Source organism: Kineococcus sp. GCM10028916, assembly GCF_042674865.1.
Classification (GTDB): domain Bacteria; phylum Actinomycetota; class Actinomycetes; order Actinomycetales; family Kineococcaceae; genus Kineococcus.
In genome coordinates this window covers 329,850-353,385 of the sequence record NZ_JBHTFM010000016.1, presented here as the reverse complement: position 1 = coordinate 353,385, position 23,536 = coordinate 329,850, and the positions used below count along the sequence as shown (strand labels likewise).

General features: G+C 72.7%; 20 protein-coding genes. 14 read left to right on the top strand and 6 right to left on the bottom strand.

Going from position 1 to position 23,536, the window contains the following annotated elements:
* Position 1: 1 nt before the first annotated feature.
* The gene (locus ACFQ46_RS15470; protein WP_380260271.1) at positions 2-832 is read right to left on the bottom strand and encodes a helix-turn-helix transcriptional regulator; all 831 of its coding nucleotides are present in this window, start codon (positions 830-832) and stop codon (positions 2-4) included.
* A 102-nt stretch (positions 833-934) separates the two neighbouring features.
* On the opposite strand from ACFQ46_RS15470, the gene ACFQ46_RS15465 reads away from it, so the two are divergent.
* Entirely contained in the window at positions 935-1,765 is an 831-nt protein-coding gene (locus tag ACFQ46_RS15465) for an oxidoreductase (RefSeq protein ID WP_380260270.1), read from the top strand.
* 281 nt (positions 1,766-2,046) lie between these two features.
* Here ACFQ46_RS15465 and ACFQ46_RS15460 read toward each other — a convergent pair whose 3' ends face one another.
* Positions 2,047-2,577 (bottom strand): GbsR/MarR family transcriptional regulator, encoded by a 531-nt coding sequence (locus ACFQ46_RS15460; RefSeq protein WP_380260269.1) that lies wholly within the window; start codon positions 2,575-2,577, stop codon positions 2,047-2,049.
* 170 nt (positions 2,578-2,747) lie between these two features.
* Between ACFQ46_RS15460 and ACFQ46_RS15455 the strand changes: the two genes are divergently transcribed.
* Genes ACFQ46_RS15455 through ACFQ46_RS15425 form a run of 7 tightly spaced genes read left to right on the top strand, consistent with a single transcriptional unit; the run spans position 2,748 to position 11,341 of the window.
* Entirely contained in the window at positions 2,748-4,352 is a 1,605-nt protein-coding gene (locus tag ACFQ46_RS15455) for an ABC transporter substrate-binding protein (protein WP_380260268.1), read from the top strand.
* On the top strand, positions 4,349-5,773 hold the full coding sequence (locus ACFQ46_RS15450) for a M14 family zinc carboxypeptidase (RefSeq protein WP_380260267.1): 1,425 nt from the start codon (positions 4,349-4,351) through the stop codon (positions 5,771-5,773). The genes ACFQ46_RS15455 and ACFQ46_RS15450 overlap by 4 nt, the downstream gene beginning before the upstream one ends.
* Positions 5,770-6,696: an ABC transporter permease gene (locus ACFQ46_RS15445; protein WP_380260266.1), complete on the top strand. Its 927-nt coding sequence runs from the start codon at positions 5,770-5,772 to the stop codon at positions 6,694-6,696. The genes ACFQ46_RS15450 and ACFQ46_RS15445 overlap by 4 nt, the downstream gene beginning before the upstream one ends.
* Positions 6,689-7,582 carry an ABC transporter permease gene (locus tag ACFQ46_RS15440; RefSeq protein ID WP_380260265.1) on the top strand — a complete coding sequence of 298 codons (894 nt, stop codon included), beginning with the start codon at positions 6,689-6,691 and terminating at the stop codon, positions 7,580-7,582. Before ACFQ46_RS15445 ends, ACFQ46_RS15440 begins: the two co-directional genes overlap by 8 nt.
* Before the next feature lie 5 nt (positions 7,583-7,587).
* The gene (locus tag ACFQ46_RS15435; RefSeq protein ID WP_380260264.1) at positions 7,588-9,246 is read left to right on the top strand and encodes a dipeptide ABC transporter ATP-binding protein; all 1,659 of its coding nucleotides are present in this window, start codon (positions 7,588-7,590) and stop codon (positions 9,244-9,246) included.
* Entirely contained in the window at positions 9,243-10,706 is a 1,464-nt protein-coding gene (locus tag ACFQ46_RS15430; RefSeq protein WP_380260263.1) for an amidohydrolase, read from the top strand. The genes ACFQ46_RS15435 and ACFQ46_RS15430 overlap by 4 nt, the downstream gene beginning before the upstream one ends.
* On the top strand, positions 10,706-11,341 hold the full coding sequence (locus tag ACFQ46_RS15425; protein WP_380260262.1) for an FMN-binding negative transcriptional regulator: 636 nt from the start codon (positions 10,706-10,708) through the stop codon (positions 11,339-11,341). Before ACFQ46_RS15430 ends, ACFQ46_RS15425 begins: the two co-directional genes overlap by 1 nt.
* Here ACFQ46_RS15425 and ACFQ46_RS15420 read toward each other — a convergent pair whose 3' ends face one another.
* Together ACFQ46_RS15420 and ACFQ46_RS15415 are read right to left on the bottom strand one after the other, a co-directional pair.
* Positions 11,342-12,220 (bottom strand): NAD(P)-dependent oxidoreductase, encoded by an 879-nt coding sequence (locus ACFQ46_RS15420; RefSeq protein ID WP_380260261.1) that lies wholly within the window; start codon positions 12,218-12,220, stop codon positions 11,342-11,344.
* Entirely contained in the window at positions 12,217-13,809 is a 1,593-nt protein-coding gene (locus tag ACFQ46_RS15415) for an LGFP repeat-containing protein (protein ID WP_380260260.1), read from the bottom strand. The genes ACFQ46_RS15420 and ACFQ46_RS15415 overlap by 4 nt, the downstream gene beginning before the upstream one ends.
* Positions 13,810-13,908: 99 nt before the next feature.
* On the opposite strand from ACFQ46_RS15415, the gene holA reads away from it, so the two are divergent.
* Complete coding sequence (gene holA, locus ACFQ46_RS15410; RefSeq protein WP_380260259.1) at positions 13,909-14,934, top strand: DNA polymerase III subunit delta; 1,026 nt, start codon at positions 13,909-13,911, stop codon at positions 14,932-14,934.
* A 73-nt stretch (positions 14,935-15,007) separates the two neighbouring features.
* On the opposite strand, the gene rpsT is transcribed toward holA, so the two are convergent.
* Positions 15,008-15,268: a 30S ribosomal protein S20 gene (gene rpsT / locus ACFQ46_RS15405; RefSeq protein WP_328295426.1), complete on the bottom strand. Its 261-nt coding sequence runs from the start codon at positions 15,266-15,268 to the stop codon at positions 15,008-15,010.
* A gap of 229 nt (positions 15,269-15,497) precedes the next feature.
* On the opposite strand from rpsT, the gene ACFQ46_RS15400 reads away from it, so the two are divergent.
* The 4 genes from ACFQ46_RS15400 (at position 15,498) to ACFQ46_RS15385 (ending at position 20,528) form a co-directional block, all read left to right on the top strand.
* Complete coding sequence (locus ACFQ46_RS15400) at positions 15,498-17,126, top strand: circularly permuted type 2 ATP-grasp protein (RefSeq protein ID WP_380260258.1); 1,629 nt, start codon at positions 15,498-15,500, stop codon at positions 17,124-17,126.
* Positions 17,120-18,058, top strand: a complete 939-nt coding sequence (locus ACFQ46_RS15395; RefSeq protein ID WP_328295428.1) for an alpha-E domain-containing protein — start codon at positions 17,120-17,122, stop codon at positions 18,056-18,058. Before ACFQ46_RS15400 ends, ACFQ46_RS15395 begins: the two co-directional genes overlap by 7 nt.
* Positions 18,058-18,900 (top strand): transglutaminase domain-containing protein, encoded by an 843-nt coding sequence (locus ACFQ46_RS15390; RefSeq protein ID WP_380260257.1) that lies wholly within the window; start codon positions 18,058-18,060, stop codon positions 18,898-18,900. The genes ACFQ46_RS15395 and ACFQ46_RS15390 overlap by 1 nt, the downstream gene beginning before the upstream one ends.
* A 92-nt stretch (positions 18,901-18,992) precedes the next feature.
* Positions 18,993-20,528 (top strand): diguanylate cyclase, encoded by a 1,536-nt coding sequence (locus ACFQ46_RS15385; RefSeq protein WP_380260256.1) that lies wholly within the window; start codon positions 18,993-18,995, stop codon positions 20,526-20,528.
* A gap of 39 nt (positions 20,529-20,567) precedes the next feature.
* On the opposite strand, the gene ACFQ46_RS15380 is transcribed toward ACFQ46_RS15385, so the two are convergent.
* Complete coding sequence (locus ACFQ46_RS15380) at positions 20,568-21,497, bottom strand: DUF4349 domain-containing protein (RefSeq protein ID WP_380260255.1); 930 nt, start codon at positions 21,495-21,497, stop codon at positions 20,568-20,570.
* A gap of 183 nt (positions 21,498-21,680) precedes the next feature.
* On the opposite strand from ACFQ46_RS15380, the gene lepA reads away from it, so the two are divergent.
* Positions 21,681-23,528 (top strand): translation elongation factor 4, encoded by a 1,848-nt coding sequence (lepA, locus tag ACFQ46_RS15375; RefSeq protein ID WP_380260447.1) that lies wholly within the window; start codon positions 21,681-21,683, stop codon positions 23,526-23,528.
* Positions 23,529-23,536 lie beyond the last annotated feature (8 nt).

Here is a 23,536-nt window from a genome sequence, read left to right as displayed (position 1 = left end):
GTCAGACGCGCGGCGCCATCCGCTGCGTCCCCAGGGCGGCCAGGAGTTCGAGCTTGCCGGCGGCGTCGGAGCCCGGCCGCGGCGTGTAGACGACGACCCGGAGGTTCGAGCCCTGCGTCGTCAGGGTGTCGGAGTCGAGTTCGACGTCCCCGATCTCCGGGTGCTCGACGACCTTGTGCGCGCTCTCGTGACCGGCGACGGTGCGCCGGTCCCAGAGTTCCGCGAACCGTGGTCCCGTCAGCAGTTCGGCGACCAGTGACGCGACGTCCGGATCGCGCGGGTACCGGCTCGTCGTGGAGCGCAGGTCCGAGACGAGCGACTCCTCGAAGGCCTCCCGTTGCGCCGGGGTGAACCTGATGCGGGGCAACCCGTCGGTGAAGTGGCGCAGCAGCAGGCTCGTGCCCTCGCGTTCCCCGGTGGGATCGCCGAACGTCGCCGCGAACAGCGGGTTCCAGTGCAGCAGGCACCAGGTCGCGTCGTAGACGGCCAGCGGGTGCCCGGCCAGGCGCTCGCCGATCCGGCGGACGCTGGCCGGGATCAACCGGGGGACCCGGCCGGGATCGGCGGCGTGCCCGGCGAGGCGCAGGAGGTGGGCCGACTCCTCGTCCGCGAGCTGCAGCGCCCGGGCCAGCGCCCCGCAGACCTGCGCCGACGGGGTGGAGGCCCGGCCCTGTTCGAGGCGGACGACGTAGTCGATGGAGATGCCGGCCAGCACGGCGAGTTCCTCGCGGCGCAGCCCCGGTGCACGCCGTCGTCCGTTTCGGGTGAGTCCCGCGTCGGCCGGGTCCAGCCGGTCCCGCCAGTCGCGCAGCGCAGCACCGAGGTCGTCCACCCGCTCAGTGTGCCCGGACCCGCCACGGATCGTCCTGGTACCAGGTGTACCAGGACGATCCGTAGCTCCCGCCTGACGTCCACGCAGGCGCACCGTGGGTCCGTGAACCACGACCTCACCCTCACCGATGACCTCGTCCTGAGCCGGATGGGCTACGGCGCCATGCAACTCGCCGGCCCCAACGCGTTCGGCCCGCCGCGCGACCGCAGCGAGGCGGTCCGCGTCCTGCGCAGCGCCGTCGACCTCGGCGTCACCCACCTCGACACGAGCGACTACTACGGCCCCGCCACCACGAACGAGATCGTCCGCGAGGCGCTGCACCCCTACCCCGCAGCGGTGAAGATCGTCACCAAGGTCGGGTTCCGGCGCGGACCGGACGGCAGCTGGGACCCGTCCCCGCACGACCTGCGCGAGCAGGTGCAGGCGAACCTCGACCACCTCGGCCTCGACGTCCTGGACGCGGCGAACCTCCGGGTCCCGGGACCGGGTTCCCTGGCCGAGGCGTTCGCAGTGATGGCCGAGCTGCAGCGCGAGGGACTCGTCAGGCACCTGGGCCTCTCGAACGTGACCGCCGAACAGGTCGCCGAGGCACGGGCGATCGCGCCCGTCGTCTTCGTCCAGAACCTCTACAACCTGGTCGAACGCAGCGACGACCCCCTCGTCGACGCGCTCGCCGCCGACGGCATCGGGTTCGTGCCGTTCTTCCCGCTGGGAGGCTGGAACCCGCTGCAGCACGGCGTGCTCGAGGAGGTCGCCGCGGAACTCGGAGCCACCGGACAGCAGGTCGCCCTGGCCTGGCTGCTGCAGCGTTCGCCGAACGTCCTGGTCATCCCGGGAACCTCCTCGGTCGCCCACCTGCGGGAGAACGTCGCGGCCCGCGAGCTGGAGCTCCCGCCCGCCGCCCTCGAGCGGCTGGACCTCCTGGGACGCTAGGCGCAGACCTCGGTGAGCAGGCCGGGGGGCGCGTTCGACCCGGTCCTCCGCCTGCTCCCAGGCGCGGGCCAACTGGAGCAGGGAACGCTCGGCCCCGTGGTGGGCCAGCACCTGCACGCCCGATCGAGGTCGTCGGCGAAGTCGGCACCGGCGGGGCGAGGCGCCGCGGTGTCGAGCAGCCGGGCGAGATTCCCTGCCGTGCCAGCCATCGGACCGTCCGTCCCGGCCCGTGCCGCCAGGCACGTTCGGGCGCGGGTGGGAGCGACCCGAGTGTGGGCCGGTCAGGACGAGCGCTTGGCCCCTGCGTCACGCTTGGCCTTGACCTCGGCCCACTCGGTGAGCATCTGTCGGTGGTAGCCGGCGAGCCACTCGAAGTAGTCGCGCATGTTCTGCAGGCGACGGTTCGTGGGGGAGTCGCCCGGGCCGACGAGGTCGAGGGCGTCCTCCGCGAAGCGCGCGCTGCGGAAGAGGTACTTGCGCTCGCCGGCCAGGAAACTGCCCCAGACGTCCTCCTCCATCCGGTAGTGGTGGCGTCGGTCGCCCGGGATGGCGTGGCGGTGGATGAATCCGGCCTCCTCGAGGCGGCGCGTCGTCGTCGAGACCGACCCGGCGCTGGCCCGCAGCTCCTCGGCCAGGTGCCCGGCCGAGACGTGCGGGGCCTCGGACAGCAGCAGGTAGCCGATGACCCGCCCCTCCATCCGGGGGGCGCCACCCGCCGTCCAGGCGAGCCCGAACTCCTCGACGAGGGCCAGCCGGTCGGCGGGCATCACGACCTCGGCGGTCTCGACGGGGTCGTCCGATCGCTGCACCACCGGGGGCTGCCTCCTCGACTCGGTCTCGTGCGGGGGCTCCATCGTGGCACGCAGCAGCCCCCACGGAGTGTTGCGACCGCGTTAAAGATTCATTTCCTTCTGAAAGATCCGTAGCTTTCCAACGCCGGGCGGTGCAGAGTGAGCCCACCCCACGACCAGGAGGCTCCTCGATGTCGCGTTCCCGCCGCCCCCGCGCGCTCTTCGCCCTCGCCCTGACCGCGGCCCTCGCGGTCTCCGCCTGCTCCTCCAGCGGTGACGACAAGGGTGACGCCGCCGGCTCGGGCACCTCGATCACCGTCGCCGTCGGTGAGCCCGACCACCTGAACCCCGGTCGTCAGACCGTCGCCTTCGACCAGGCGCAGGCGCTGTTCACCTCGCTCACCGAGATCGATGAGAAGGGCGAGCTGGTCATGGACGCGGCCGAGTCGGTGGAGTCGACCGACGCCACCACGTGGACGATCAAGATCAAGTCGGGGTGGACCTTCCAGGACGGCACGCCGGTCACGGCGCAGAACTACGTCGACGCGTGGAACGCCGTCGCCTACGGCCCCAACGCCTGGGAGAACAACGGCGAGATGGCCTCGATCGCGGGCTACGCCGACCTGAACCCGACCGAGGGTGACCCGGCCGCGAAGACGATGTCCGGGCTCGCCGTGGTCGACGACACCACCTTCACGGTCACCCTCTCCGCTCCCGACGGGCAGTTCCCCTACCAGCTCTCGCAGGCCCAGACGGGCTTCTACCCGCTGCCCGCCAGCGCCCTCACCGACCCCGACGCCTTCGACGAGATGCCGATCGGGAACGGGCCGTTCAAGATGACCGACGCCTGGGAACCGGACAAGGCGCTGACCCTGACCGCGTACGCCGACTACGCGGGCGAGAAGCCGACGGTCGACCAGATCACGTTCCAGCCCTACACCGACATGTCGACGGCCTACACCGACGTCCAGGCCGGCAACGCCGACGTCCTGTTCCTGCCCGCCGACAAGTACTCCGTCGCGGCCAGCGACTTCGGGGACGACCTGCACACCTTCGACGCCCCCGGCATCGCCTACCTCGGCCTGCCCCTCAACGACCCGCGCTACGCCGACATCCGCGTCCGGCAGGCGATTTCGATGGCCATCGACCGCGACGCCGTCAACAAGGCCGTCTACGGCGGGCTCTACGAACCGGCCACCGCGTGGACCCCGTCCATCGAGGCCGGGACGCCGGAGGGGATCTGCGGCGACTACTGCAGCTACGACCCGGACGCCGCCAAGGCGCTGCTCGCCGAGGCCGGCGGCTTCTCGGGGACGATGGAGATCGTCTACCCCGGTGGCGTCGGGCTCGACACCGTCTACGAGGCCTACGCGAACCAGTTGCGGCAGAACCTGGGCATCGCCGACGTCGTCGCCAGCCCCTCCAGCGACTGGGCCTCCTTCGCCAGCGCCCGCACCGCGGGGCAGATGGCCGGGCCGTTCTTCTCCCGCTGGGGTGCGCTGTACCCGAGCCAGCAGAACACCCTGCGGGCGTTCTTCACGACGACCGGCGGCTGCGCGCCCTGCGTGCAGTGGAAGGACCCGGCCACCGAGGCAGCCATCGCCGCCGCCGACGGCCAGGTCGACCAGAGCGCCGCCGAACAGGGCTACGCCGACGCGCAGACGCTCATCCAGGCCGCGTTCCCGGCCGCGCCGATGTTCTTCGAGACCTACTCCTACGTCACCTCGGACAAGATCGCCGACCTGCCCGCCGCCAACGGCAGCCCGATCCTCTCGCAGGTGGGGCTCTCCTCGTGACCACCACCACCGTGCGCCCGGCCTGGGTCGACGACGTCGTGACCCGGGCCCGCAACGTCGCGCCGATCGACGATTTCCCGACGGTCGACGAGCTCACCGAACGGTTCCACGCGCTCGCGGCGGAGTTCCCGGACCTCGTCCGGGCACGACGCGTCGGCACCTCCCGACTCGGCGAACCCATCGAGTGCTTCGAGGTCGGTGCCCCCGACAGCGACCTCCCGGTGAACCTCGTCGTCGGGGGAGTCCACCCGAACGAGCCCATCGGGGCCTGCACCTCCCTGCACCTGGCCCGCGAACTGTGCACCGACGCGGAACTGCGGGAACAGCTCGGAGCGGTCTGGCACATCGTGCCGTGCATCGACCCCGACGGCGCCCGGCTCAACGAGGGCTGGTTCAAGGGACCCTTCGAACGCGGCTTCTACAGCCGGAACTTCTACCGACCCGCGCCCGCGGAACAGGTCGAGTGGTCGTTCCCGTTCTCGCACAAAGGGTGCTACTTCGACGCCCCGATCCCCGAGACGCTCGCCATGATGCGCCTCATCGACGACCTGAAACCCCGGTTGCTGGTCTCGCTGCACAACGGTGAGATGGGTGGGGTCTACTACTACGTCTCTCGCGAACTGCCCGGACTCCTCGATGCGCTGCACGCCGTGCCCGCCGCGCTGGGGTTGCCGCTGGACCTGGGGGAACCGGAGAACCCGGCCGCCCCGGTCCACGGGGACGCCGTCTTCGGCCTCCCCGGCCTCGCTGCCGTCCTCGACTTCTTCGAGGAACTCGGCGTCGACCCCGCCCACCACCAGGGCGGGACGTCGTCGGCGGAGTGGGGCAGCCGGCACGGCACGTTCTCCCTCGTCGCCGAACTGCCCTACTGGTCGCACCCGGCCTCCGACGACATGTCGACGACGGACCGGACCTACCGCGAGGTCCTGACCGAGAAGGCCGACGCGCTGACCGCCGCGGGGGCGGAACTCGGCGAGATCCTCGCCGCGGCCGAACCGCACCTGACGGAACGACTGGCCGGCCCGCCCACGCCGTTCCTGCGGGCGTCCCGGATCTTCGTCCCGATGTTCCCCGAGATCGCCGGCCACGACCGGGCCCGGGCCGCCACGCCCGAGGCGGACCGGCCCGCGACGGTCGCGGAGGAGTTCTCCGCGGCGGACTTCCTGCGGATGTTCCAGCTGCGCTACGGCGGGATGCTCGTCCGGGCCCTCGCTGCCCCCGTCCAGGGTGGGCTGGCCGGCCCGGAACTGCGACGGTTGCACGCGCGGGCCGCGGCCCTCTACGAACGGTGGCAGGCCGACGCGGAACGTCTGCAGGGCACGAGGTTGCTGGACATCGCCGACCTCGTCGGCGTCCAGTACGGATCAACCCTCTCGACGGCCCTCGCCCTGCGCGACGAGGCGGCGGGAACCCCGTCGTGACCGCGCACGTCGCCCGCCGGCTGGGAGAGTTGGTGATCGTCTTCCTCGGTGTCACGTTCATCATCCACGCCCTCGTGTTCGCCCTGCCCGGGGACCCCATCGCGTCCCTGGGTGGGGACCGCCCGCTCTCGGCGAGCGTCGTCGCGCAGTTGCGGGCCGAGCACCACCTCGACCAGCCGCTCTGGCGGCAGTACCTCCACTACCTCGTCGGGTTGTTCCAGGGCGACCTCGGCACCGACTTCAACGGCCGCCCCGTCGCGGAGCAGATGGCCAGTCGCTGGCCCACGACGATCACCCTCGCCCTCACGGCGTGGGCGATGGAGATCGTCGGCGGCGTGGTCCTGGGCGTGATCGCCGGGGTCGAGCGCGGCAAGCTGATCGACCGCGGCGTGCTGCTGCTGACGATCGTCGTGTCGGCCGTCCCGGTGTTCGTCCTCGGCGTCACGGCCCGGCTGGTGTTCGGCGTGAAGCTCGGGGTCCTGCCGGTCGCGGGGTCCAACGACGGGTGGCCGACGGCGTTCATCATGCCGGCGGCGGTGATCGCGGTGTTCGGGTTGGCCCCGATCGCGCGACTCGTGCGGGGCAGCGTGTCCGACACCCTGGCCTCGGACTTCGTCCGGGCGCACCGGGCCAAGGGGTTCACCCCGGGACGCATCCTCGCCGTCCACGTTTCCCGGAACTCCGCGATCCCGATCGTCACGTTCCTCGCCGTCGACCTCGGTCTGCTGCTGGGCGGTGCGGTCGTCGTCGAGGGCGTGTTCAACCTCCCCGGCGTCGGGCAGATGCTCGTCAGCGCCGTCAGCACCCACGAGGGTGCGACCGTCGTCGGCGTCTCGACCGCGCTCATCATCGTCTTCCTGCTGACGAACCTCGTCGTCGACGTCATCGCCTCCGCCCTCGACCCCAGGATCCGACGTGGCTGAACCGACCACCCTCACCCCGCTCACCAGCGCACCGGCGCTGCGGGCCCGCGGCGTCTGGCCCACCCTGCGCCGGCGCGCGGCGTTCTGGATCCCGGCCGCCGTCCTCGTCGTGCTCGTCGTCATCGCGGTCGCCCCCGGCTGGGTCGCGGGGTTCTTCGGCAACGGCGACCCTCGGGTCTGCGACCTCGCCCGGACCGTCGGGTCGGCCACCGACGGCCACCCCTTCGGGTTCGACGTCCAGGGCTGCGACGTCTACGCCAACGTCGTCCACGGCACCCGGAACTCCCTGCTCGTCGGTTTCACCGCGACGATCCTCGCCCTGCTCATCGCGCTCGTGGTCGGAACCCTGGCCGGTCTGCGCGACGGCTGGTCGGACACCCTCTTCGCGCGCACCACCGACGTGTTCCTCGGGTTCCCGTTCCTGCTGGGGGCGCTCGTCGTCCTCATCAGCCTCGGTGACCGCTCGGTGTGGACCGTCTCGCTGGTGCTGGGGATCTTCTCCTGGCCGGTGATGGCCCGGCTCGTGCGGGCGTCCGTCCGGTCGGTGCGCGGCGCGGAGTTCGTCCTCGCCTCCCAGGCCATGGGGATCGGCGGCTGGCGCACCGTCACCCGCCACGTCCTGCCGAACGCGCTCGGGCCGGTGCTGGCCGTCGCGACCATCGCCGTCGGACAGATCATCGTCGCGGAGTCGACCCTGACCTACCTCGGCGTCGGCCTGCAGGCGCCCGCGATCTCCTGGGGCCGCCAGCTCGCCGAGGCCCAGCAGCAGTTGTCCTCCGCACCGCACCTGCTGATCTGGCCCGGGTCGTTCCTGGCCGTCACGGTGCTCTCCCTCATCTGGCTCGGCGACGTGCTGCGCGACGCCCTCGACCCCCGGCAGCGGTGACCCACGTGTCCGACCAGACCAGAGAAACCGTGCTGAGCGTCCGCGACGTGAGCATCTCCTTCACCGTCGACGGCCGCGACGTCGTCGCCGTGCCCTCGGCGAGCTGGGAACTGCGCCGCGGGGAGGTTCTCGCCATCGTCGGCGAGTCCGGGTCCGGCAAGAGCGCGACGGCCCTGGCCGTCGTCGGGTTGCTACCGGCGGGGGCGAAGGCGAGCGGGACGGTCGAGTTCGACGGCCGGAACCTCCTCGACCTGCCCGAGTCGCAGCTGCGGGAACTGCGGGGCACGCGCATCGCGATGGTGTTCCAGGACCCGTTGAACTCCCTCGACCCGGTCTTCACGGTGGGTTTCCAGCTCACCGAACTGCTGCGCGTCCACGACCACCGGATGTCCGCGGCGCAGGCGAAGACCCGGGCGTTGGAACTCCTCCGCTCCGTCGACCTGCCCGACCCGGAGCTCAAGTTCGCCCAGTACCCGCACCAGCTCTCCGGCGGGCAGTGCCAGCGGGTGATGATCGCGATGGCCCTGGCCGGCGAACCGGACGTGCTGCTCGCCGACGAACCCACGACGGCGCTCGACGTCACCGTGCAGCAGGAGGTCCTCGACCTGCTGCGCGACGTCGCCGTCCGCACCAGCACCTCGATCGTCCTCATCACCCACGACATGGGGGTCGTCGCCGACCTGGCCGACCGCGTCGTCGTCATGCGGGCGGGACGCGTCGTCGAGAGCGCACCGGTCGCGGAACTCTTCGACGCTCCGCGCGAGCAGTACACGAAGGACCTGCTCGCCGCCGTCCCCGGCCGCGGGAACGCCCCGGAACTCCCCGCCGTCGACACCACCGCCCGGCCGTTCCTGCACGTCGAGGACCTGGTCGTCGAGTTCGGTGGGTCGGGTCTCCGGAAGCGTGTCGTCCGCGCCGTCGACGGGGTGTCGTTCTCGGTGCACAGCGGCGAGGTGCTCGGCCTGGTGGGGGAGTCCGGTTCCGGGAAGTCGACCATCGGCCGGGCCCTCGTCGGCCTGGCCCCGGTCGCGGCCGGGTCCGTCCACGTCGGTGACGTGCGGATCGGCCGCTCGACCCGACGTGCGCTGCAGCAGGCCCGTCGCCGGATCGGCGTGGTGTTCCAGAACCCCACGGCGTCGCTGGACCCCCGGCGCACGGTGGGCGACGCGCTGGCCGAACCGCTGACCGTCCTCGCCGGTCTGCGGGGCTCCGCGGTGCGGCAGCGCTCCAGCGAACTGCTCGAGTCGGTGGAACTCCCGGCCGACTGGGCCGGTCGCTACCCGCACGAACTCTCCGGCGGGCAACGTCAGCGGGTGGCGATCGCCCGGGCGCTGAGCTTGCGTCCCGACCTGCTCATCGCCGACGAACCCACCTCGGCGCTCGACGTGTCGGTGCAGGCCACCGTCCTGCGGGTGCTGCGCCAGCTGCAGGTAGAACTCGGGTTCGCCTGCGTGTTCATCTCCCACGACCTCGCCGTCGTCGAACAGCTGTGCCACCGGGTCGCAGTCCTGAAGTCCGGCAAGCTCGTCGAGGTGGGACCCCGTGACCAGGTCCTCACCGCACCGCGAGACCCTTTCACCGCACGGCTGCTGGCGGCGGCGCCGGTGCCCGACCCCGCCGAACAGGCCCGCCGCCGGGCCGCCCGACTCGAGGTCAGTCGATGAGTTCGTTCCTGCTGGAGGAGGTCCGCCGCGACGGGCGGATCTGCGACGTCCTGGTCCTCGACGGACGGGTCGCCGCCATCGGCGACGACCTCCGCGCGGCGAGCACCGGTCTCGACGCGCTCGGCGGCGTGCAGGTCGTCGGGGCCGGCGGCGCCGTCCTGCTGCCGGGTCTCGTCGACTCCCACGTCCACCTCACGCAGTGGGCCAGCGCCCGCCGGCGGATCGACGTGACGAGCGCGACGTCGCCCGCCGAGGTCGCCGACGTCCTGCTCGCGCAGGCGGGTGCGGGGTCCGACCTCGTGCTGGGGCACGGGTACCGGGACGGGTTGTGGGACGAACCCGCGCACCGCGACGTGCTGGACGCCCGGTTCCCGGACCGGCCGGTCCTCGTGGTCAGCATGGACCTGCACGCCACCTGGGTGAACTCCGCCGCCGCCCGCCGGTTCGGCGTCGACGAGCCGACCGGAGTGCTGCGCGAGGGCCCGGCCATGGCGTTGCTCGCCGCCGCCGGCACCGTCGGGGACGCGACGCTCGACCTGTGGGTGGCGGAGGCCACGGCCGCCGCAGCCGCCCGCGGGGTCACCGGGATCGTCGACCTCGAGTACGCGCCGATCGACGTCTGGGCCCGGCGGGAGAACCCCGCCGTCCGGGTGTCCGCGGGGATCTGGCCGGACTGGCTGGACGCCGCGATCGCTGCCGGCCTGCGGACCGGGGACGCCGTTCCCGGTGCCCCCGAACGGGTCACCGTCGGACCGGTGAAGCACGTCGTCGACGGGTCGCTCGGGACCCGGACGGCGTTCTGCCACGAGGAGTACCCCTCGGGTGGGCACGGGATGCTGCGCATCCCGCTCGCCGACCTCGGACCCGCGCTGCGCCGCGCGACCTCGCACGGGTTGACCGTGGCCGTGCACGCCATCGGCGACGACGCGGTCCGGGTCGCGCTGGACGGTTTCGAGGCCACCGGTTGCGTGGGAACGCTGGAGCACGCCCAGCAGGTCCACCCCGCCGACGTGCCGCGGTTCGCCGGGCTCGGGATCACCGCGAGCATCCAGCCGCGGCACGCCGTCGACGACCGCGACGCCGTGGACCTGCACTGGGCCAAGGGGTCTGAGCGCGCCTACCCCTACGCCTCGTTGCACGCCGCCGGGGCCCGACTGCTGCTCGGTTCCGACGCCCCGGTGGCACCGCTCGACCCGTGGGACGCGCTGGCGAGCGCCGTCCACCGCAGCATCGACGAGCGTGCACCGTGGCGCCCCGAACAGCAGCTGTCCCTCGACGTCGCGCTGGCCGCGAGCAGCGGCGGCCGCGACGGCGTCCACGTGGGCGACGTCGCCGACCTCACCCTCGTCGCGGTCGACCCCGCCCAGGCCTTCGCCGCCGGCGGGGCTGCGGCGCTGCGCGGAACCGAGGTCCTCGCCACGGTCCTGGGCGGCGAGTTCACCCACCGGGCGGGGATCTGATGCACGTCCCCGCGGAGTACCGCGCGCCGTCCGCGGCCGCCGTCGCGGACCTGCTGGACCGCAACCCCTTCGCCCTGCTCGTCGGGGTGTCGGGGGAGGGTCCTGACGCCGCGCCGGTGGCGACCCACGTCCCCGTGGTGCGACCCGCCGACGCCGGACCCGCCGTGCGGGTCGGTGACGTCCTGTGGGGACACCTGGCCACAGTGAACCCGCAGTGGCGGGAGTTCACCGGCCACCCGCGAGGGCTGCTGGTGTTCTCCGGGGCCTCCGGGTACGTCTCGCCGACGACGTACCGCGTCGAACCTGCGGCGCCGACGTGGAACTACGCCGCCGTCCACGTCACGGCCCGGATCGAGGTGCTGCCGGCCGGGGAGGAGACGTTGAGCGTGATCCTCGAGACGGTCCGCGCGCTGGAGCGGCGGCAGAACTCGCCGTGGGACGTGACCCCGTCGATGGACTACGTGCGCCGCATCCTGCCCGGGGTGATCGCCTTCGCCGCCCACGTCGAGGACGTGCGCGCCGAGTTCAAGATGAGCCAGGACAAACCCCCCGAGGTCCGGGAACGAGTCCGGGAACGGTTCGCCGCCGACGGCCGGGACGACCTCGTCGAGGCGATGGACCAGGCTGCACCCTGATCAGGACCCCTCGTGCAGGGGTCCCCCGCCGCGTTCCTCCAGCAACCTCGCGGCGAGGAGTTCACCGTCCACGGGACCGAACCGTTCCAGGGTCTCGTGGTGCAGGCGGGTCACCAGCCGGCCCACGTCGTAGGGGGTCCCCGCCTCCCGGGCGACCTCCGCGAGGACGTCGAGTTCCTCGACCACCCGGTCCACCCCGAAGTGGCGCAGGTAGTCACCGCGGAGCAGGTGGTCGACGTGGCGGCGCAGGAACTCGCTGTCGCCGGCGGAACCGGCCAGGGCCTCCCGCACCCCCCGCACGTCCAACCCGGCGGCGCGGGCCAGCAGCAGGGACTCGGTGACGGCCAGCGACTGGTTGAACCACAGGAGGTTCGCCAGCAGCTTCACCAGTTGTCCCGCCCCGGGTTGCGCCCCCACGTGACGCATCGAGCCGCCGTTCCCGCTCAGGTCCCGCAGCAGGGGGAGGACCTGCTGCACGTCCGGTTCCGGGCCGCCCACGAACAGGTCGAGGGAACCCTCGCGTGCGTCGGCGGGGCCGCCGCCCATCGCCGCCCCGACCACGCCCGCGTCCAACCGGCCGGCGATCGCGTTCGTGGTGCGCGGGTCCGCGCTGGTGAGGTCCAGCCAGACCGAACCCGGCCGGAGGTGCTCCAGCGTCGGCGTGACCGCGGGAACCTCGTCCGCACCGGGCAGCACGGTGACGAGGACGTCGACCTGCCCGGCGACGGCGTCCGGGGTGGAACGGCGCGCTCCGGCGGCGACGGCGAGCCCGACCCGGACCGGATCCGGGTCGACGGCCAGGACGTCCCGTCCGGCCGCGAGGAACCGCCGCGCGACCGGCAGCCCCATCCGCCCGACCCCGAGGACCCCGACGGTCATCGGGTGACGGTCACGGCGCCGGTGGCGGCGTTCGCGGTGAGGGCGCCGCCCTGGAACGTCTGGCGCACCCCGCCCACGACGGGGAACTCCTCCGACAGCGGGTACCCGAGCGCCGAGTTCTCCCAGCCCATCGCGCTCCACGTCTGCGCGATCGCCCCGCGGACGGTCGCGGTCACGTTCCCGGCCACCGTGGAGTCCTGGTGCGAGTACGCCGTCCCGCCGGTGAAGCGTTGCAGCGCACCGACGGATCCGAACGGGTTCTGCGACCCGAGGGTCTCGCGCTCCCCGGTGGGGTAGCCCAGGGGTGACGCCTCCCACCCGCGGGAGGCCCAGTAGCTGCGGAAGGGGTAGCCGACGTCGTCGACGGCGTGCGCGCCGGAGGTGGGGGACCAGTAGACGCTGGCCCCGCCCGCGAAGTGGGCGTAGCGGCCGACGCCGTCCGGGGTGGTGAGTTCGTCGGTGAGCGGGTAGCCCATGCTCACGACCCGGCCGAAGTCCGAGGGACCCCGGTTCCCCTCGTAGTAGGCGGCGATCGCGCCGTAGAGGACCCGGGCGGGAACGGTTCCGTTCAGCGGCGCGTAGATGGCCCCGTGCTCGAAGCGCTGACGCAGGCTGTCCCGGTCGTTCGGGGCGTGGAAGCCGTAGGCGAACGTTTCCGGGCTGCTGATCAGCCAGCCGAGTCGGCCGTTCTCGTACGCCGTCGCGGCGTAGACGTCCCGGATGGGACCGTCGAAGACGTACCCCGTGCCCAGCATCCACTGGTAGCCGACGCCGTGCTCGAAGTGCTGCCAGGAACCGACCAGGGAACCGTCGCCCCGGTGGACCGACCCGCCCTCGTCGGTGGGGTACCCGGGACGCGGGTCGTCGGTCGTGCCGTCGAGGCCGACGCCGTAGGGGTAGCCGACGGCCAGGGTGCGTGCACCGGTCGCCGGGCTCCAGAAGACGGTCCCACCCGTGAACGTCGTCGAGTACCCCGACCCGTCCTCGGTCCGGGCCTCGCTGCCGGTGGGGAGCCCGAGCCGGCCGGTGGGTCCGCCGTGGGCCCACCAGTAGTCGTCGATGGCACCGCGGACGACGTGGGCGGTGCCGTCGGCGGCCACGGCGAGGTGGCCGTCCCGGGCGGTCTCGACCACGGCGCCGCCGACGACCGTCGTCTCCCCGGTGAACGGGCCGATGGCCAGCGGTGCGTCGCCGGCGGCCTGACCGGACTGCTCGTACCCGGCCCGGCCCTGCCAGCCGTCGCACGCCAGGACGGTGACCGTCCGTCGGGCGACGACCTCCTCACCGGCCAGCAGGCTGACCGTGACGGGCCCGACGCCCGCGGCCGCCAGCCGGACGTGCTCGGCCTGCCAGCCTGGACCGTCGGCCTGCGGGGCCCAGGTGTTCACGAGGTCGGTCCGGACGCGGTGGTAGGCCGTCGGGTCGTCGGCGCGCCAGGCGATGTCGAGGCGCTGGTCGTTGCGCCCGCAGACGACCTGCACCCGCAGGGGTGACTCCTGCCGGCTTCCCGGAGCCGCCTCGGCGGTCGCCGCCGGGGCCAGCAGGAGTGCGGCGACCGCACCGCCGGCGACCTTCGAACTCACCTTCACGGCAACTCCCTCGTGTCTCAGGAGTCGCAAAAGTAACAGCGGAGCGTGCCCGTTCGCAGGCGGGGAGTCACTGTCGGGGTCGCGTGCGACAGTGGCCCCGTGCCCGCCAAGACCGCCAGCAAGAGCCCCGCGAAGAAGGCCTCCGCGGCGGCCACGACCGCCCCGCAGGACCTCGGCCCGGCTCCCGTCGTCCTGCTCGTCGGGTCCGAGGAACACCTCGCCGACCGGGCGTTCAGCACCCTGAACGCGCGGATGCGCGAGCTCGACCCCACCTTCGAGCGCACCGACGTCTCCGCGGCGGGCTACCAGAAGGGGCAGCTCTCGACGTGGACGTCACCGTCCCTCTTCGACGAGCGCTCCCTCGTCCTGGTCGACGGGGTGGACGCGGCCGGCGAAGCCTTCGTGGACGACGTCCTGGAGTACCTGACCGCCCCGGTCGAGACGGTCGTCCTCGTGCTGCGCCACCGCGGGGGCAACCGGGCGAAGAAGGTCCTCGACGCGGCCCGGGCCGTCGCCGGCGTCGCCGAGGTGTCCTGCCAGCCGCTGAAGCGCGACCAGGAGAAGGTCGACTTCGTCCTCGCCGACGTCCGACGCGCCCGGCGGCGCATCGACGTCGAGGCGGCCCGCGCCCTCGTCGCGGCCCTCGGCAGCGACCTGGGCGAGCTCGCCGCGGCGGTCGACCAGCTCCTGACCGACACCGACGGGACGGTCACCGAGGACGCCGTGCACCGCTACCACGGGGGTCGGCGCGAGGCGAGCGGCTTCGAGGTCGCCGACGCGGCCATCGAGGGCCGCACGGGACAGGCGTTGATGCTGGTCCGCCACGCCGCGGCCACCGGCGTCCCCGGGGTCGTGGTGGTCGCGGCGCTGGCCGCGCGGCTGCGCCAGCTCGCCAAGGTCGCGGCGGCCGGGCGCGGCCGGTCGGCTGACGTCGCCCACGACCTCGGGATGGCGCCGTGGCTCATCGACCGCGCCCGTCGAGACCTCCAGCACCTCTCACCGGAGGGCCTCTCCGACGCGATCCTCGCCGTCGCCGCTGCGGACCAAGCGGTCAAGGGCGGGGGAGGCGACGCCCAGCACGCGCTGGAGAAGGCCGTCCGCACCGTCGGCGAGGCGCGCACCTGAGCCCCCGGACGGGCCCGGACGCACGAAGGGCCGGCTCCCCGTGGGGAGCCGGCCCTTCGCAGGGATCCGGAGATCAGACCTTGGCCGCAGCCTTGGCGATGGCCGACTTGCGGTTGGCGGCCTGGTTCTTGTGGATGACGCCCTTGCTCACGGCCTTGTCGAGCTTCTTGCTCGCCAGGGCCAGAGCGGCCTGAGCCTTCTCGGCGTCACCGGAGGCGAGAGCCTCCTTGAAGCCACGCACGACGGTGCGCAGCTCCGACTTGACGGCCTTGTTGCGCAGGCGCGCCTTCTCGTTGGTGAGGATGCGCTTCTTCTGCGACTTGATGTTCGCCACGTGTTCCGTCTTCCTGTCGATCGCTGATCGTGTCAGAGGGCGGTCGCTCCACCGGGGACTTCCGGCGTGGGGACACCGGGAGGGACGGCGGGAGACCGTGACCTCCGCACTCAGGCGAAGGCGCGTTCAAGACTAGCAGCGGACGGAACCGGTCACCGACACGTCCACGACACGCGCCGCAACGTCCGCGTAACGCGCCGGAAACGTCATCTTCCCTAGGGTGCGCCCCATGGGTGACGTGTTCGAGGGCTACCGCGACGCACCGGCGGGAGCAGCGGCCGGTCGGGCCGTCGACGAGATGCTCGACGTCGACGGGAGACCACGACCGGAGTGGGCGGCGCTGTACGACACGCTGCAGGAGCTCCCGGTCACCGAGCTGCGGGCCCGGGCCGACCAGCTCGCCAGCACCTTCCTCGACCGGGGGGTGACGTTCGACTACGCGGGCGAGGAACGACCCTTCCCCCTCGACGTCGTCCCGCGCATCATCGAGGCCCGCCAGTGGGCCCGGGTCGAGCGCGGCGTCGCGCAGCGCGTGCGGGTCCTGGAGGCGTTCCTGGCCGACGTCTACGGCCCCATGCGGGCCGTCAAGGACGGGGTCATCCCGCGGAAGGTGATCACCTCCTCCAGCCACTTCCACCGCGCCGCCGTCGGGATCGAGCCGCCGGGTGGCGTCCGCATCCACGTGGCCGGCATCGACCTGGTGCGCGACGAGGCCGGCGACTTCCGCGTCCTGGAGGACAACGTCCGCGTCCCCTCCGGCGTCAGCTACGTGCTGGAGAACCGGCAGGCCATCACCCAGGTCCTGCCCGAAGCGCTGCAGGCCCACCGGGTGCAGCCCGTCGCGGACTACCCGCAGCACCTGCTGGCCGCGCTGCGCGCCTCGGCGCCGGCCGGGGTGGACGACCCGACCGTCGTCGTGCTGACCCCCGGGGTCTACAACTCCGCCTACTTCGAGCACTCGCTGCTGGCCCGGGCGATGGGCGTCGAGCTCGTCGAGGGCCGCGACCTCGTCTGCCGCGGGAACCGGCTCTTCATGCGGACCACCGCCGGCGACCGCCGCGTCGACGTCGTCTACCGCCGCGTCGACGACGAGTACCTCGACCCGTTGCACTTCCGCCGCAGCTCCGTGCTCGGCGCCGCGGGCATCCTCAACGCGGCCCGCGCCGGCGGGGTGAGCATCGCCAACGCCGTCGGCAACGGGGTGGCCGACGACAAGCTCGTCTACACCTACGTCCCCGAGCTGACCCGGTACTACCTGGGCGAGGACCTCGTCCTCGGCAACGTCCCGACCTACCGCCTCGAGATCCCCGCCGAGCGGGAGGAGGCGCTGGACCGCCTCGAGGAGCTCGTGGTGAAACCGGTCGACGGGTCCGGCGGCAAGGGCCTCGTGGTCTGCCCCGACGCCAGCCCCCAGGAGATCGAGGACCTGCGCGCCCGGGTGCTGGCCGACCCGCGGGGCTGGATCGCGCAGCCCGTCATCGCGCTCTCGACGGTCCCCACCCTCGCCCAGGCGCACCTGCGTCCCCGTCACGTCGACCTGCGTCCCTTCGCCGTCAACGACGGCCGGCAGGTGCGGGTCCTCAAGGGCGGCCTGACCCGCGTCGCCCTGCGCGAGGGGTCCCTCGTCGTGAACTCCAGCCAGGGCGGGGGGTCCAAGGACACCTGGGTCCTGGCCGGGGACGACGAGGCCGTCGCGGAGCTCCTCCCACCGGTCGCGGTCGAGGTCGCGGCCCCCGTCGAGGAACCCGTGCCGCCGACCGAGCAGCACCACCTGGCCGACCCGGGTCCCGGGTCGGGCAGTGACCAGGCCCAGCAGCAGCAACAGCAGAAACTCGGGGAAGAGGGTCGATCGTGCTGAGCCGCATCGCGGAGTCGCTGTTCTGGATCGGCCGCTACGTCGAACGCGCCGACTCCACCGCCCGCATCCTCGACGTCCACGTCGAACGCACCCTGGCCGACCCGTGGATCGACGAGGCCGCGGTCTCGCGCTCGCTGCTGAGCGTCATGGGTGCGCCCGTCGACCACGACGTCCGCACCGGTCGCCGGGAACTGCTGGAGACCCTGGCCTACGACACCGTCAGCCCCAGCTCGATCACGGGAGCGCTCGGCGCCGCGCGGGAGAACGCCCGGCGCGCGCGGGAGACGGTGTCCAGCGACATGTGGGAGTCGCTGAACACGACGTGGAACGCGCTCGCCTCCGGACGCTGGCGCGCCGCGAGCCCCCATCGGTTCTTCTCCTGGATCCGGGAACGGACCGCCGTCGTCTCCGGTCTCGTCGACGCGACGATGAGCCGCGACGACTCCTGGCAGTTCTTCGTGCTCGGCCGCTCCCTGGAACGGGCCGACATGACGGCCCGGCTCGTCGCGACGCGGGTCGTGTCCGGGGGGACCCAGTGGCCCCTGCTGCTGCGTTCCACCGGGGCCTACGAGGCGTTCCTGCGCACCTACCACGGCTCCAGCACGGGAGCCGCGGGTGAGGCCGACGCGGCCGAGTTCCTCCTCCTCGACCGGCTGTTCCCGCGCTCGGTCGTCGCGGCGCTCGAGGTCGCCGAGGGGTGCCTGCAGGCCATCGACCCGCAACTGCGCCGGGTCGGCTACGCCCAGGACGCCCGGCGGGTGATCGGACAGGCTCGCACGCAACTGGAGTTCCAGAGCCCGGAGGAACTCCTGGCCGACCTGCACGACCAGATGCGACAGGTGCAGCAAGCGTGTTCCGCGGCGTCCTCCGCGGTGGCGGAACGGTTCTTCCCGATGGCCGGGGCCGTGTCCTGGACGGCCGGGAGGTCCTGATGAGACTGCGCATCGAGCACACCAGCACCCACACCTACGGGGGTCCGGTCCGGGTCTCCTTCAACGAGGCGCGCCTGACCCCGTTGACGCTGCCCGACCAGACCGCCCTGGACACCCGGGTCCAGGTCAGCCCCACGGCGACGCTGACCCGCTACTGGGACTACTGGGGGACCCACGTCACGGCGTTCGACCTGCACACCCGCCACGACGTCCTCGTCACCCGCGGCATCAGCCTCGTCGAGACGGACCGCCGCGCGGAACTCGTCGTCCCCGACCCGCTGACGTGGGAGGAACTGGGCTCCGACGCCCTCCTCGACGACTTCGCGGAGTTCCTCACCCCCACCCCGCGCACCCTGCCGCCGCCGGAGGGCTTCCGCGAGGCGGTGCGGGACCTGGCGGGCGGTTCGGACCCGCGCGAGGCCGCGCACCGCATCTGCGGCTGGATCCACCACGAGGTCTCCTACGTCCCGGGGGCGACCGGCGTGCACGCCACGGCGCAGGAGTCCTGGGACCAGCGCAGCGGGGTCTGCCAGGACCTCGCCCACCTGGCGCTCGCGGGCCTGCGGGAACTCGGCATCCCGGCCCGCTACGTCTCGGGCTACCTGCACCCGCGTCGTGACCCCGAGCTGGGGGAGGAGGTCGCGGGCGAGAGCCACGCGTGGATCGAGTTCTTCGACGGCGCCTGGACCGGCTGGGACCCCACGAACGACATCGCCATCGGCGACCGCCACGTCGTCGTCGCCCGGGCCCGCGACTACTCCGACGTCTCACCGCTGCAGGGCGTCTACTCCGGCCCCAAGTCCACGGTCACGGCCCAGGTCCTCGTCGCCCGCGTCGCCTGACCGCTCCGGCGGGGCGCACCGGACGCCCGAGGACGTTCGTGAGGGTGCTCACACCGCTACAGGTGGGGGTGTGGACGCCCGACACCAGAGCCATGGCTCTTCCCACGCCCGTGCGCGACGTGCTGCTCACGCTCCTGCGCGCCCAGGAGGGGACGGCCGACCAACGCATCACCGGTGCCCTGACCGCCCTCGCGGAGGACCTGCAGCTCGAGGTCGCCTTCCTCGGGGAGTTCCGCGACGGCCAGCGCGTCATCACCCACGTCGGGTCCCGGGACGGGGTCGGCGAGGTCCTCCTCGGACTCTCGCACCCCGCGTCGGAGACGCTCTGCCACCTGATCGCGACGGGTGAGCTCGCCCCCCTGGTGCCCGACGCGGCCAGCTCCACCATCAGTGCCCACCCCCACCGCGTCCTGTACGACCTCGGCGCCCACGCCGGGGTCCCGCTGACCCGGGACGGGCGCGTCACGGGCACCGTGTGCGCTGCGTCCAGGACGGCGACCCCGAGCCTGAGCGAACGCGACCTCGTCACCCTGAACACCGTCGCCGCCTACGTCGAGGAGGTCTCCCGCGAGGAGGCCCAGGAGGTCCCCGGGCCGCTCGCGCCGCGCGGGAACCGTGGGGCGCTGCCCGCGGTGGCCGCCGCCGTCAGCGGGGGCCACGACCTCGAGCACCTGACCCGGCCCCTGCTCGAACTCCTGCACGACGTCGTGGGCCTGGAGTCGACGTACCTCACGATGATCGACTGGGCCGGCAACCAGCAGCGGATCGTGCACTCCTCCAACACGGGCGGTCTGGAGATCCCCGAGGGCCTGACGGTCGACTGGTCCGACACGCTGTGCCGCCGTTCCCTGGAGGAGGGACGTCAGGTCACCGACGACGTCCCCGCCGTCTGGGGGGACAGCGTGGCCGCCCGCCAGCTGGGCATCACCACCTACGTCAGCGTCCCCCTCCTCGGTGCGAGCCAGGAGGTCCTCGGGACGCTGTGCGCGGCGAGCCGCGAGAGCGTCGTGGTGGAGCCGCAGGACCTCGCGACCATGGACGTCTTCGCCCGTCTCATCTCCGACCAGCTCAGCCGGGAGGCCGGTCACGCCGCCGCCCGCGCCCGCGCCGTCGCCCTGGAGGACCTGACGACCCAGCTGCGTGACGCCGCGACCCGCGACCCGCTGACCGGACTGCTCAACCGCAGCGGCATCGACGCCTGGTTCGAGGCGGTCCTGCCCGTCCTGGACCCCGCCCACGAGCAGCTCGGCGTCGCCTACGTCGACGTCGACCGGTTCAAGGAGATCAACGACGTCCACGGGCACTCGGCCGGCGACCGCGTCCTGCAGGCCCTCGCCGCCTCCCTCACCGCAGTGGGACGCAGTGGCGACCTGCACGGTCGTCTCGGCGGCGACGAGTTCCTGGTCGCCGCGGTCCTGCCCGCGGGGGCGGCGACCTTCGGCGGCTGGGCGGTGCGCCTGCGCCGCGCCGCTCGGCTGGAGGGCCCGGTCCCCGCCACGGCCAGCGTCGGGGTCGCCACGGTGGACGCCGGTGCCACGCCCTGGCCCGACGTCCTCGCGGCCGCCGACCGCGACATGTACGCCGTCAAGCGCCGACGTCAGGACGCCGCCGCGCAGAGCCTGGTCTGAGCTCTCGGCCGCACGGGTCCGGAGGGCGGCGTCCCGGCCTCACTCCGCCGGTGCGGTCCCGCGCGTCCGACGTCGGCGCAGCACCAGGACCGGAACGGCCACGACCGCCACCGGCACCACGAACGGCAGCACCGCCCCGAGCACGAGGGACGCCACCCGCAGGAACTCACCGAGCGCGTGCCACCCCGCCCCCAGCCCGCCCCGGAACCCGGGGTCGCTCGCCGCGACGATCGACGTCGGAGCGCCCTGGGTCAGCGTCACGTCCAGCGTCGCCAGCGACACCTGGTCCGCCAGCACCCGTTGCCGGGCCTGCAGCGCCTCCAGGTCCGCCTGCCGGGTGGCGATCTCGCCCTCGATGGCCAGGACGTCCGGGATCGTCCTCGCCTGCGGCAACCGCTCGCGGAAGGTCACGAGGACGGCCTGCGCCGACGCGACCCGGCTGTCCACGTCGGCGACCTCCGCCGTCACGTCCGCGGACGTCGTCGAGCGGTCGGTCTGCTGACCGAGCTCCGCGACGCCCGCCTGCACGTCCTCGAAGGACGCCGACGGGACCCGCAGGGTGAGGTGGGCCTGCTGGTCCTCGCCCGCGGCGCCCACCTGGCTGGACGCGACCGACCCGCCCGCCCCGGTCGTCAACGCCTCGACGGCGGTGGTCGCGCTCGGGAGGTCCTCCACCCGGACCGCGATCGTCCCGGTCGAGACGACCGCGCGCTGGGCGTCCCCGACGGCCGCGACGGCTGCGGGTTCCGCACCCTCAGCCGGGGCTGCGACGCTGCCCCCGTCCGCCGTGCCGGCGGTGTCCCCGCCGCTGTCGGCCATGCCCTGGGAGGACCCGGAGCCGTCCGAGCCGGCGCCGGACCCGCTGCAGGCGGCGGCCCCCAGCACCAGGACCAGGGCCACGGCGGGCGCGGCCAGGAGCCGGCCCCGGGACGGGGTGGGACGGGTGGGCGGGGGAGTCGGCTCAGGCATCGGCTCGGGCATCGGGCACCTCCAGCGGGTTCGGTCGCCGTGACCGTGGAGCTGGGACGCCGCTGTGCACCCGCCGGTTCCCGCCCAGGGGGACGTGCAGACGGACGGGAGAGGGGGCGGACGTGCGACGATGGGGGTTCGTCTGCCCGCCCGATCGAGAGGTGCTCCCCGCCCGTGTCCCCGATGGCCGCCGCCTCACCGGCACCCGCCTCGACGCCGCCGGAGCTGCTGCGCAACTTCTGCATCATCGCCCACATCGACCACGGCAAGTCGACGCTGGCGGACCGCATGCTGCAGCTGACCGGCATCGTCGACTCGCGGGCCATGCGCGCGCAGTACCTCGACCGCATGGACATCGAGCGCGAGCGCGGCATCACGATCAAGTCGCAGGCGGTGCGCATGCCGTGGGGTCACGAGGGCACCGACTACGCGCTGAACATGATCGACACCCCGGGGCACGTCGACTTCACCTACGAGGTCTCCCGCTCGCTGGCCGCCTGCGAGGGCGCCGTGCTGCTCGTCGACGCGGCGCAGGGGATCGAGGCGCAGACGCTGGCGAACCTCTACCTCGCCATGGAGAACGAGCTCACGATCATCCCGGTGCTCAACAAGATCGACCTCCCCGCCGCGCAGCCCGAGAAGTTCGCCGAGGAACTGGCCAAGCTCATCGGCTGCGAACCCGAGGACTGCCTGCGGGTGTCGGGCAAGACCGGCGTCGGGGTCGAACCGCTGCTGGACCAGATCGTGCAGCAGATCCCGTCCCCGGTCGGCGACCCGGACGGTCCGGCCCGCGCGATGATCTTCGACTCCGTCTACGACACCTACCGCGGGGTCGTCACCTACGTCCGCGTCATCGACGGCAGCCTCTCCCCGCGGGAGAAGATCGTCATGATGTCGACGAGGGCGACGCACGAGCTCCTCGAGATCGGGGTCAGCTCGCCCGAGCCCACGCCGTCGAAGGGCCTCGGGGTCGGTGAGGTCGGGTACCTCATCACCGGGGTGAAGGACGTCCGCCAGTCCAAGGTCGGTGACACCGTCACCAACGCGGCGAAACCCTCGACGAAGGCGCTGGGCGGCTACCGCGACCCGAAGCCGATGGTGTTCTCCGGTCTGTACCCCATCGACGGGTCCGACTACCCGCTGCTGCGCGACGCCCTCGACAAGCTGAAGCTGAACGACGCGGCGCTGAGCTACGAACCGGAGACCTCGGTCGCCCTGGGGTTCGGGTTCCGCATCGGGTTCCTCGGGCTGCTGCACCTCGAGATCGTCCGCGAGCGCCTCGAGCGCGAGTTCAACCTCGACCTGATCTCCACCGCCCCCAGCGTTCCGTACCAGGTCACGCTGGAGGACAAGGGGGTCGTCGAGGTGACCAACCCCTCGGAGTTCCCCGAGGGCAAGATCGCCGAGGTCCGGGAACCGGTCGTGCGGGCCACCGTCCTGTGTCCCGCCGAGTTCATCGGCGCGGTCATGGAGCTGTGCCAGCAGCGTCGCGGGGACCTGCAGGGCATGGACTACCTCTCCGAGGACCGCGTCGAGATGCGCTACCGGCTGCCGCTGGCCGAGATCGTCTTCGACTTCTTCGACCAGCTGAAGTCGCGCACCCGCGGGTACGCCTCCCTCGACTACGACGTGGACGGCGAGCAGGCCGCGGACCTGGTGAAGGTCGACGTGCTGCTGCAGGGCGAGCAGGTCGACGCGTTCAGCCAGATCGTGCACCGGGACAAGGCCTACGGCTACGGGGTGATGATGGCCGGCAAGCTCAAGGACCTCATCCCCCGTCAGCAGTTCGAGGTGCCGATCCAGGCCGCCATCGGGGCCCGGGTCATCGCCCGGGAGAACGTCCGCGCCATCCGCAAGGACGTCCTCGCGAAGTGCTACGGCGGGGACATCACCCGCAAGCGGAAGCTGCTCGAGAAGCAGAAGGAGGGGAAGAAGCGCATGAAGATGGTCGGCCGGGTCGAGGTGCCCCAGGAGGCCTTCATCGCCGCGCTCTCCTCCGACGCGGCGGATCCCAAGAACGCCAAGAAGTAACCCCCCGA